A 10337-nucleotide genomic window follows, 5' to 3' on the forward strand; every position below is an offset into this window, starting at 1 on the left:
CTTTGGTCGAATGGCACCCGGCTGGTGCTGGTGACAATCCTGACACCTATTGCGGGCGGCCTCCCGCACGGGCACGGAATCCGCGTTCGGGGGACACGGGTGCCCGGTCGATTATCACATTGGGGTCGACATCTGACAGAATGATTAGTCGAGTTCTCCTGCGTCCGACCCTCTACTCTGACGCAGGAAAAAACCATCTTGAGCTTGTGCCGAGTGTGCCCCCACGCTCACGGCCCTCAGTTCGCCAAAAATCAAATACACAGGAGAATTGTGGCTGTCAAAATCCGTCTGAAGCGCATGGGCAAGATTCGTGCGCCGTACTACCGCATCGTTGTGGCCGACTCGCGCACCAAGCGCGACGGTCGCGTCATTGAAGAAATCGGCATCTACCACCCCACGCAGGAGCCCTCGGTCATCGAGATCAAGTCCGAGCGTGCACTGTACTGGCTCGGCGTTGGCGCCCTGCCCACCGAGCAGGTTGAGGCTCTCCTCAAGCTGACCGGCGACTGGGGCAAGTTCAAGGGTGACAAGAACGCCGTCAGCACCGTCAAGATCAAAGAGGCCAAGGTCGCTTTCGTCGCCGACGAGAAGAAGAAGCCGGTTCTCAAGCCCAAGGCTGAGAAGCCCGTTGTCAAGGAAGAGGCGCCCGTCGCCGAAGCCGCTGACGCAACAGAAGAGGACAAGGCGTAATTTTGCTCGCACCCGCGCTTGAGCACCTCGTCAAGGGAATCGTTGACCACCCGGACGATGTGCACGTTGCTGCCCAGAACTCACCGCGTGGCGAGGTGCTCGAGGTTCGCGTGAACCCCGAGGACCTCGGCCGCGTCATCGGTCGTTCCGGACGTACCGCGAAGGCCCTGCGCACCCTTGTGGCTGCCCTGGCCGACGGCAAGCGCGTGCGGGTCGACGTCGTCGACACCGATTTCTGAGCCGGCGGTGAGCCTCGTGAACGACTCTCTGGCACCCAGAGCCCAGTCGCCCCGAGCCCAGCTGCGGGTTGGCCGTCTGACGAAGGCCCATGGCCTCAAGGGCGCCATCAAGCTCGAACTGTTCACGGATGACCCGGGGCGACGTTTCGTCCCGGGCGCCGTGTTCACGCTCCAGGTTCCGACCGGGTCCCCGTGGCACGGTAAGAAGATCGAGCTCGTCGAGCTCCGCTGGTACAACCAGCACGCCGTCGGCTTCTTCAAGGACGTCCCCGACCGGGAAGCGGCCGAGGCACTCGCCAAGGCCATCCTCTGGATCGACCAGGACGACGACGAAGAATCCGACGAAGAAGATGCCTGGTACGACCACCAGCTCGTCGGCCTCAAGGTCGTACGGGATGGCGTCCAAATCGGCACCATCGGCCGTCTCGAACACCTTCCGGCGCAGGACCTCCTGATCGTCAAGACCGCGGCCGGCGACGTGATGGTCCCGTTCGTGAAAGCGATCGTGCCCTCCGTCGACATCGCGACGGGCATCGTCACGATCACCCCTCCGCCCGGATTGCTCGAAGAGCTTCCCGAGGAGCCGGACGACGAGCCCGAAACCATTTCCGAAGCGGATGCCGCGGCATCCGTACCCGACGCCGGCGCCGAGCCGGACGCCGAGCACACCCCAGACCAGAACGGCGCATAGGCGCGACCGGGATCAACCCGGGGGAAGGCGCGCCGCGCCCGCTGGCTCCTCCACTCTCCACGACGCGGCAGCCCTCGCAAGGAGAACCGCCTGTGTCGTACGTTCAGCCCGACCAACTCATCGATGACATCATCCATTCGGGTGTCGTTAAATCGAACCTGACCATTAAGCAGATGATCATCCGCGGCACCCTCTCCGGGGCGATCCTCGGAGCGGCAACGGCGGTCTCCCTGACCGCGGCCGCCCAGACCGGGCTCCCGATCGTGGGCGCCGTGCTGTTCCCGGTCGGCTTCGCCATTATCCTGCTGCTCGGCCTCGAGCTCGTCACGGGAAGCTTCGCGCTGATCCCGCTCGCGATCCTCGAGGGCCGCACCACCATTAAAAAGGGCCTCACCAATTTCGGTGTCGTCATCGCCGCCCACCTCGTGGGCGCCGTGCTCTTCGGCTTCCTCTACGTCGTCTCGATCACCTACATGGGCACCGTGACCACCGACCCCATGGTCCAGGCGATCGTTCATCTCGCCGAGCACAAGGTGCTGCCGTACGAAGCGGTCGGCCCTGGCGGAATCGTCGTCGCGATCATCAAGGCGATGCTCTGTAACTGGATGGTCGCCATCGGCACGATCATGTTCTACACCTCGAAGTCCACCGCCGGAAAGATCCTCGCGATGTGGCTCCCGGTCACGATCTTCTTCAGCCTCGGCCTCGAGCACGCGATCGTCAACATGTTCGTCATCCCCGCGGGCATGATGCTCGGCGCCCCGATCAGCATCGGCCAGTGGTTGCTCTGGAACCAGATCCCCGTGCTCGTCGGCAACCTGCTCGGCGCGATCCTCTTCACCGCTCTCCCGGTCTACTTCTCGCACCGCACCCGCGTCAACCGTGCCGCGCACCTGGACGAGAGCGCTGCCACCGTGACCGGCGCCGAGACGGCGGCCACGTCCGCTCCCGTCCACGCCTAGGCTTTCTTCGTGCGCATCGACATCCTCACCATCTTCCCGGAGTTCTTCTCGGTCCTCGACGTGTCCCTGCTGGGCAAGGCCCGCCAGTCCGGGCTCATCGACGTGCTCGTGCACAACCTGCGCGACCACACCCACGACCGGCACAACACCGTCGACGACACCCCGTACGGTGGCGGCGCCGGCATGGTGATGAAGCCGGAACCCTGGGGCGAGGCCCTCGATGCGATCCTCGCCGAGACCACAGGCACGGCAGGCGCCCCGGCAGCGGATGCCGAGGCGGAGGACGCGGGTCCGCTGCTGATCTTCCCGTCCCCGGCCGGCGACCTCTTCACCCAGAAGATGGCTCGTGAGCTGGCCGCCGAACCGCACCTGGTCTTCGGCTGCGGGCGTTACGAAGGTATCGACCAACGCGTCTTCGACCACTTCGCCTCCCGCGGGCGTGTGCGCCTCGTTAGCCTCGGCGACTACGTGCTCAACGGGGGAGAGGTCGCCGTGATGGCCATGATCGAAGCCGTCGGCCGCCTCATCCCCGGTATGGTCGGCAACCCGGAGAGCCTCGTCGAGGAATCCCACGAGGACGGACTCCTCGAGTACCCGAGCTACACCAAGCCATCCAGCTGGCGCGGCCTCGACGTGCCCCCGGTGCTCCTGAGCGGCAACCACGGCGCCATCGCGAGCTGGCGACACGAGCAGCAGATCGAGCGCACCAGGCGGGTCCGACCCGACCTTCTGCCTCCAGCGAACGCAGAGCCTGCGGAAGGCGTCCGCGGGTAGTCTGGCTTCGTGTTCGTACGCAGGGTCTTTTATCGCTGGCAATTCCTTGCCGTGCTCGTGCTTCCGGCGTGGCTGCTGGTCGGTGCGTCCCTCTTCAAGTCGAGTGGATGGGCCGTGCTCGGCAGTTTCTTCGGCGGCATCGTGCTCGGCCTCGGCCTGCTGGCCGTCGCCCTGCTGTTCTTCGCCCGCACCGAGGTGCGCATGGAACGGGCCGTCTCCTGGCGGGACGTCGGTGTGCTCACGCTGTGGCACGCCCTGATCGTGGCCTCCGGATTCACGGTGGGTGCGAGCTGGCTGCCGTTGCTGGTCGTGCTCGTCGGCCTCGCGGCCTTCTGGTTCGCCATCTGGGAGCTCTACGCGAGCGCCAGGAGCCGGATGCAGGCGATGATCGTGCTGATCGACGAGACCGCCAGAGGGGGTGCCCCGACCGAACCGGCCGCGGGCGAGCATCCGTCGCCCATCGGCTTCGAACCCACCCCGGACCCGTCGGTCATCGTCGTGCGGGAGAAGCCGAAAGACACCTAGCCGGCCCGGTTTTGCGGGAGGCTCGGATCGTGGCATAATCAGCGATTGTGCCGTAGCATGCCTCTGCCACAGGGGAGCTGCACTATTCGGCGCAGTCTAAACCTCATCAGTCGTCGCCCAGCACGTGTGTGCGCGGGCGACCTCAGCCGTCTTCGTCCTGTGGCGGATACAGAGAGCGAACAAATATGCATATTCTCGACCAGGTGGATGCCCCATCACTCCGGAAGGACATCCCGGCGTTCCGCGCCGGCGATACCGTCAAGGTTCACGTCAACATCGTTGAAGGCGCACGCTCGCGCGTGCAGGTCTTCCAGGGTGTCGTCATCGGCCGTTCCGGCGAAGGCGTCCGCGAAACGTTCTGCGTTCGCAAGGTCAGCTTCCAGGTCGGCGTCGAGCGTACCTTCCCGGTGCACTCCCCGGTTATCGACCACATTGAGGTCGTCACCCGCGGAGACGTGCGTCGCGCGAAGCTGTACTACCTGCGCAACCTGCGTGGCAAGAAGGCCAAGATCAAGGAAAAGCGCGACTAAGACTCGTCACACCCGATTCCCAGCTCCGGCTGCGTTTCACCCTGAGCTCCTGACCCGTACACTGGGTCAGGAGCTCAGGCGGTTTAATGACAGACAATTCTCTGCCCACGCGATCGGATCGCCTGGCATCGGAAGCACCACAGCGCAGCAAGCGCGGCGTGGCGATCTTCTTTCGCGACCTCTTGATCATTTTCGTGGTGGCGTTGCTCATCTCATTCCTGATCAAGACCTTCCTCGTCCGGTCGTTCTACATCCCCTCGGGGTCGATGGAGAACACCCTCCTGGTCAATGACCGCATCATCGTGAACGAACTGGAACCGAAGCTGATGCCCATCCAGCGCGGAGACGTCGTCGTGTTCCGTGACCCGGGCGGCTGGCTCCTTCCGCAGGCCGCCGTGCAGCAGAACCCGGTCGCCGCCGGCCTCGACTGGCTCCTATCCGTCGTCGGCCTCTCCGCACCGGACAGCAACGACCACCTGATCAAGCGGGTCATCGGACTGCCGGGCGACCACGTCAGCTGCTGCAACGCCCTCGGCCAGATGAGCGTCAACGACGTACCCCTCTCCGAGCCCTACGTGAACCTTCCCGCGGGGGCCACCGCCGTCTCCAAGGACAACTTCGACGTCGTCGTGCCGGCGAACTCCCTCTGGGTGATGGGCGACAACCGCTACAACTCCAAGGACTCCCGGTATAACGGCGACACCCCCGGAAAGGGCTTCGTTCCGATCGACAACGTCGTCGGCCGCGCCCTTGTCATCAGCTGGCCGCTGTCCCGGTGGACCTGGCTCGACGACTACCCGGAAGTCTTCCGAGGGGTCTCCCCGGAGACGAAGTAGATGGCCGTCTGCGATCCGACCCTCGAGGTCGAGCTCGGACTGCTCGCCGACGGAGCCAGCTGCGTGATCGGCTGTGACGAGGTCGGTCGTGGCGCCCTCGCCGGACCGGTCGGGGTCGGTGTCGCGGCGATCGACGGCACCCTCGGCACGATGCCGGTCGGCCTCCGCGACTCGAAGATGCTGAGCCAGCCGCGCCGTGAAGCCCTCGCACCGCTCGCGGTCGCCTGGGTGCTGCACTCCGCCGTCGGGCTCGCCTCCGCCAGCGAGGTGGACGAGATCGGCATCATCGCCGCCCTCGGGCTCGCGGGCAAGCGTGCCCTCGCCGAGCTGTTCGCCGCGGGAGTGGATGTCCGGGGAAGCGTCGTGCTCCTCGACGGCAACGACGACTACCTCAACAAGGCCCTCGCGACGCCTTTGTCGGTGATGACCCGGATCCGGGCCGACCAGGACTGCGCGTCCGTGTCCGCGGCATCCGTGATTGCGAAAGTGCACCGCGACCGGCTGATGATCGCAGCGGATGCGGCCACTCCCGGATACGGATGGTCGGGCAACAAGGGCTACGGCAGCGCGGAACACATGGCTGCGATCGGTCGCCTCGGACCGACGGGCCTGCATCGCAAATCGTGGCTGACCATCTCAGCGTAGGATTGTCTCACCATGGAAGAAGAAGAGTTCGAAGACTACGACCGCGAGGTCGAGTTGGCCCTGTACCGCGAATACCGGGATGTCGTCGGGCAGTTCCAGTACGTCGTCGAGACGGAACGGCGCTTCTACCTGGCCAACGAGGTCGAACTCGTGCGCCGGGACACCGAGCACGACTTCTACTTCGAACTGAACATGAAGGACGTCTGGGTCTGGGACGTGTACCGCTCCGACCGCTTCGTGAAGTCGGTGCGCGTGCTGACGTTCAAGGACGTCAACGTCGAGGAACTGGCCTCGAAGGAATTCGAACTGCCCAAGGAACTCGCGCTCGACGAGTAACCGGCGGGCAGCCCCAGCGGGGTTTTCTAGCGCGGCTCGCAGACCACGACCGGGATGTCCCGGCTCGTCTTCTGCTGGTAGCCCTCGTAACCCTTGTACGCGGCGACGATCTGCGGCCAGAGTGCAGCCTTCTCCGCGGCGTCGGCCGTGCGCGCCCGCAGTTTCTTCGTCGTGCCGTGCACGGTGAGTTCGACGTCGGGGTTCGCGACGAGGTTGAGGTACCACTGCGGGTTCCGGTCGCTGCCGCCCTTCGAAGCGATCAGCACGAAGCGGTTCCGGTCGTGGATCGGCGCCGTGAGCATGGTCGTGCGACGCTTGCCGGTCGAGCGGCCGATCGTGTGCAGTTCGACGACCGGGATCGGCCCGAACGAGGCGAGCAACCGGCCGCCGGACGCCTTGAGCACGGCCCGGTGCGTGAGACTCATCGTCTTCATGCCGAGGTCGACCAACCTGTCGCGTAATCCCATGGTCCCAGCCTAGTAACCCGAACCGCACCGGCGCTGGCGGGAACGGGGTGACGTGCAGGGAACGGCGGCACTAGCGTGGGACCATGCCCCCCGCATCCGCCGCCCAGAACCCCGCCGCCCCTGCCCCGTCGACGGATCACGCTGCCGCGGTCGTCGACCGCGCCCTCGAACTCGCGCCCCTCGTCGACGGCCACAACGACTGGGCCTGGGAGTGCCGGGAGAACCGGGCGTACTCCGTCGAGGGACTCGAGCGGGGTCTGACGACCGACACCGACATCGAGCGGCTCCGGGCCGGACGCGTGGGCGCGCAGTTCTGGTCGGTCTACGTGAGCGACGAATCGCTGGGCGCCGACGCCGTTCAGGGCACCCTCGAGCAGATCGACTGGGTCTACCGACTCGCGGCGCGTTACCCGGACGACTTCCAGATCGCCCGGAGCGCCGCCGACGTCGAGTCGGCCAGGGCCCACGGCAGGATCGCGTCGCTCCTCGGCGCCGAGGGCGCGCACAGCGTCAACGACTCGCCGGCCGTGCTGCGGATGTTCGCGCGGCTCGGGGTGCGCTACCTCACGCTCACGCACGTGCACAACACGACCTGGGCGGACTCGGGCACCGACGAGCCCGTGCACGGCGGCCTCACCGAACGCGGTGCCGAGTACGTGCGTGAGATGAACCGGCTCGGCATGCTCGTCGACCTGTCCCACGTCTCCCCGGCGACCGCGCACGCGGCGCTCTCCGTCACGACCGCACCGGTGATCTTCAGCCACAGCTCCTGCGCCGCGGTCACGGACCACCCGCGGAATGTCCCGGACGATGTGCTCGAACGCCTGCGGGACAACGACGGCGTGCTGATGCTCACCTTCGTTCCGCAGTTCCTCTCCCCGGACTTCTCCGCGTGGTTCGACGGCCCCAGGGACGGCCCCGCGTCGACGGTCACCCTCGACGAGGTCATCGCCCACATCGAGCACGCCCGCCGGGTCGCGGGGATCCGGCACATCGGCCTCGGCGGCGATTTCGACGGCACCGACGAATTCCCGGTCGGCCTCGAGGGCGTCGACGGCTACCCGGCCCTCCTCACCGAGCTCGCCGCGCGGGGCTGGACCGCCGTCGAGCTCGCCGCACTCGCCGGGGCGAACGTGCTGCGCGTGCTCCGGGCGACGGATGCCGCGTTCGCGGCAGCGGGGACCGGCACGCCCCGGCTGGTGTCGTGACAGCTCCCTTCCCGCACTTCCGGGCAATCCAGAACGAGTCCTGCTCCGAATGACTGGTGTGAGGACACCCCGACGACTGACCCGAACCGTCCTGGCCCTGTGGGTGGGGTCCGTGGCCGTCGTCGTCGGACTCGTCGCCGTGATCGGTTCGGTCGGACGTGCGGTACCGACCGAACCGATTCCGGCGGCGACGGCGGGGCCTCCGGGTGGCGGTCCCGTCGTGGCGTTCTACGGGGACTCGTACACGCTCGGGACCGGGGCTTCGAGCCCAGAACATCGGTGGTCGACGCTCGTTTCCGTCGAGCACGGCTGGACCGAGGTGAACCCGAGCGTGAACGGCCTCGGTTTTGTGAACCACCGCGCCGACGTGCCGACTGACCTCGTCGACCAGGTCATCGACGCCCGCCCCGACATCGTGATCGTGACGATGGGTCTCAACGACAACTTCTCGATGCCCGCTCGCGCTGACCGCATCCGCTCCGCCATCACCGCCGACTTCACCAGAATCAGTGCGGCGCTTCCGGCCGCACGCGTCATCGTGGTCGAGCCGTTCTGGTATACCGACGACCGGCCGGGCTCGGTCCAGCAGATCATCGACTGGGTGAGCGCGGGCGCGACGGCGATCGACGCCGACTACATTCCCGGCGCCTCGCACTGGCTCGACGGCCACCCGGAATGGAAGGCCGGCGACGGCCTGCACCCGAACGACGAGGGGTACCGGGTGCTCGCCGAGCGCATGGACGAGGCGCTCAGGAGCCTCGGCTTCTAGTCTCCCGGGGCCCCAGGAGTCCCGCCGGGACGGTGCACGGACTCTCGGAGAGCGACTTTCCGACTCTCCTCACCAGGCGTCGACGTCGGCCCGCTGTCCACCGGTCGAGGACGTCCCCGCGGAGGGTGGCCCACCCCCCGGCATCCTGTCCGTGGGAGGCAGTCGTGGCACACAAAGACGATCTGGGCAGGCTCGGTGAGGAGCACGCGGCACGATTCCTCACCGCTGCCGGGTATACGCTCCTCGCCCGCAACTGGCGGTGCGAGCAGGGCGAAATCGACCTCGTCGTCGAGCAGGACGGGGAGGTCGCCTTCGTCGAGGTGAAGACGCGTTCGGGGACCGGCTTCGGGCATCCGTTCGAGGCGATCACCGTCGTCAAGCTCGCCCGGCTCCGTAGGCTCGCGGCGGCGTGGTGCGAGCAGGCGGATGCCTGGCCGGGGCGGATCAGGATCGACGCGATCGCGGTGATCCTCGCCCCCGGTGCCGCGCCGGTGATCGAGCACCTGCCCGGTGTCTTCTAGTGAGCGCGTTCCGAAAGCGTGTTCCGAGAGCGTGGTCTCGTAAGTGCCGTCTGATGGGCACAGCCTGATGGGCCTCGCCCGCACCCACGCCGTAGCCCTGCTCGGGCTGACCGGGGCGCTCGTCGAAGTCGAGGCCGACATCTCGAGCCAGCTCCCCGGCATGGTGCTGATCGGCCTGCCGGACGCGGCGCTCTCCGAGGCGACCGAGCGGGTTCGGGCCGCGGCAAAGAACTCCGGCTGCCCGCTGACCCACAACAAGCTCACGATCAACCTGTCGCCGGCGGCACTGCCGAAACACGGTTCGGGGTTCGACCTCGCAATCGCGCTCGCGTGCCTTGCCGCGGACGGGGTCATCGCGGCTCGGTCGGTCGGCTCGGTCGTGCACATCGGCGAGCTCGCGCTCGACGGGCGTCTTCGACCAGTCCCCGGCATGCTGCCCGCAGTGATCGCGGCGTCGCGGCTCGGCCACCGCACCGTCATGGTCCCCGCCGGAAACGCCGCAGAAGCAGAACTCGTGCCCGGCATCACCGTGATCGGGGTCGCCTCCCTCCGCGAGGCGGCGATCTGGCATGGGGCAGAGCTCACACCGGTGCCGGTCGACACGATCGAATGGCCCGCAGAAGCCGGGCCGGCCGGGAACGACGCCGACGCCGGGCCACCGGATCTCGCCGAGGTGATCGGCAACGAGGACGCGATCCTGGCCCTGCAGATCGCGGCGGCCGGCGGCCACCACCTCTTCATGCTCGGGCCGCCCGGCTCCGGCAAGACCATGCTCGCCGCCCGCCTGCCCGGACTCCTGCCCGACCTGGACCCGGCCGCCTCCCTCGAGGCGAGTTCGCTACGGTCCCTCGGCGGCCGCGGACTCGGCCGCTCCCTCGTGACCCGGCCGCCGCTCGAAGCGCCGCATCACACGGCGACGGCCGCGGCCATGGTCGGCGGCGGCAGCGGACAGATCCGGCCAGGCGCCGCCGCCCGGGCCTGTCACGGGGTGCTCTTCCTCGATGAGGCGCCCGAGTTCGCATCGGCCGTTCTCGATGCCCTCCGGCAGCCGCTCGAATCCGGAATGATCAGCATCCACCGCGCCAACGCCGTCGCGCACTTCCCGGCGCGGTTCCAGCTCGTTCACGCTTATGTACCTACTGAC

General features: G+C 67.2%; 14 protein-coding genes and 1 pseudogene. 14 read left to right on the top strand and 1 reads right to left on the bottom strand.

The features are described 5' to 3' along the window. The first annotated feature begins 270 nt into the window (after window positions 1–270). From rpsP to MQH31_RS05745, 10 genes are all read left to right on the top strand, one after another. Window positions 271–690, top strand: coding sequence for a 30S ribosomal protein S16 (rpsP, locus tag MQH31_RS05700; RefSeq protein WP_134447587.1), 420 nt, complete (start codon window positions 271–273; stop codon window positions 688–690). Between the two features lie 2 nt (window positions 691–692). After that, window positions 693–929: an RNA-binding protein gene (locus MQH31_RS05705; RefSeq protein WP_134447589.1), complete on the top strand. Its 237-nt coding sequence runs from the start codon at window positions 693–695 to the stop codon at window positions 927–929. A gap of 16 nt (window positions 930–945) precedes the next feature. Continuing rightward, window positions 946–1620, top strand: a complete 675-nt coding sequence (gene rimM, locus MQH31_RS05710; protein WP_241975981.1) for a ribosome maturation factor RimM — start codon at window positions 946–948, stop codon at window positions 1618–1620. Window positions 1621–1712: 92 nt separating this feature from the next. Beyond that, complete coding sequence (locus tag MQH31_RS05715; protein ID WP_134532339.1) at window positions 1713–2582, top strand: formate/nitrite transporter family protein; 870 nt, start codon at window positions 1713–1715, stop codon at window positions 2580–2582. A gap of 9 nt (window positions 2583–2591) precedes the next feature. After that, entirely contained in the window at window positions 2592–3356 is a 765-nt protein-coding gene (trmD, locus tag MQH31_RS05720) for a tRNA (guanosine(37)-N1)-methyltransferase TrmD (RefSeq protein WP_243011260.1), read from the top strand. Between the two features lie 9 nt (window positions 3357–3365). After that, window positions 3366–3881: an MFS transporter gene (locus tag MQH31_RS05725; RefSeq protein WP_243011261.1), complete on the top strand. Its 516-nt coding sequence runs from the start codon at window positions 3366–3368 to the stop codon at window positions 3879–3881. A 185-nt stretch (window positions 3882–4066) separates the two neighbouring features. Further along, a complete protein-coding gene (rplS, locus tag MQH31_RS05730; RefSeq protein ID WP_134447599.1) occupies window positions 4067–4411 on the top strand; it encodes a 50S ribosomal protein L19 in 345 nt (114 codons plus the stop codon). A gap of 86 nt (window positions 4412–4497) precedes the next feature. Further along, window positions 4498–5247, top strand: coding sequence for a signal peptidase I (gene lepB, locus MQH31_RS05735; protein WP_134532333.1), 750 nt, complete (start codon window positions 4498–4500; stop codon window positions 5245–5247). Continuing rightward, on the top strand, window positions 5248–5892 hold the full coding sequence (gene rnhB / locus MQH31_RS05740; RefSeq protein ID WP_243011262.1) for a ribonuclease HII: 645 nt from the start codon (window positions 5248–5250) through the stop codon (window positions 5890–5892). Window positions 5893–5904: 12 nt separating this feature from the next. Beyond that, window positions 5905–6228 (top strand): DUF2469 family protein, encoded by a 324-nt coding sequence (locus tag MQH31_RS05745; RefSeq protein ID WP_134447605.1) that lies wholly within the window; start codon window positions 5905–5907, stop codon window positions 6226–6228. Between the two features lie 26 nt (window positions 6229–6254). On the opposite strand, the gene MQH31_RS05750 is transcribed toward MQH31_RS05745, so the two are convergent. Beyond that, window positions 6255–6695 (bottom strand): nitroreductase family deazaflavin-dependent oxidoreductase, encoded by a 441-nt coding sequence (locus MQH31_RS05750; protein ID WP_243011263.1) that lies wholly within the window; start codon window positions 6693–6695, stop codon window positions 6255–6257. An 83-nt stretch (window positions 6696–6778) separates the two neighbouring features. Between MQH31_RS05750 and MQH31_RS05755 the strand changes: the two genes are divergently transcribed. From MQH31_RS05755 to MQH31_RS05770, 4 genes and pseudogenes are all read left to right on the top strand, one after another. Further along, window positions 6779–7903 carry a dipeptidase gene (locus tag MQH31_RS05755; RefSeq protein WP_243011264.1) on the top strand — a complete coding sequence of 375 codons (1125 nt, stop codon included), beginning with the start codon at window positions 6779–6781 and terminating at the stop codon, window positions 7901–7903. Between the two features lie 58 nt (window positions 7904–7961). Beyond that, on the top strand, window positions 7962–8672 hold the full coding sequence (locus MQH31_RS05760; protein ID WP_243011265.1) for an SGNH/GDSL hydrolase family protein: 711 nt from the start codon (window positions 7962–7964) through the stop codon (window positions 8670–8672). A 164-nt stretch (window positions 8673–8836) separates the two neighbouring features. Next, the gene (locus MQH31_RS05765) at window positions 8837–9193 is read left to right on the top strand and encodes a YraN family protein (protein WP_243011266.1); all 357 of its coding nucleotides are present in this window, start codon (window positions 8837–8839) and stop codon (window positions 9191–9193) included. A gap of 67 nt (window positions 9194–9260) precedes the next feature. Next, window positions 9261–10331: pseudogene (locus tag MQH31_RS05770) on the top strand (YifB family Mg chelatase-like AAA ATPase); the annotation flags it as partial. Window positions 10332–10337 lie beyond the last annotated feature (6 nt).

Source organism: Cryobacterium zhongshanensis (assembly GCF_022760445.1).
GTDB lineage: Bacteria > Actinomycetota > Actinomycetes > Actinomycetales > Microbacteriaceae > Cryobacterium > Cryobacterium algoricola.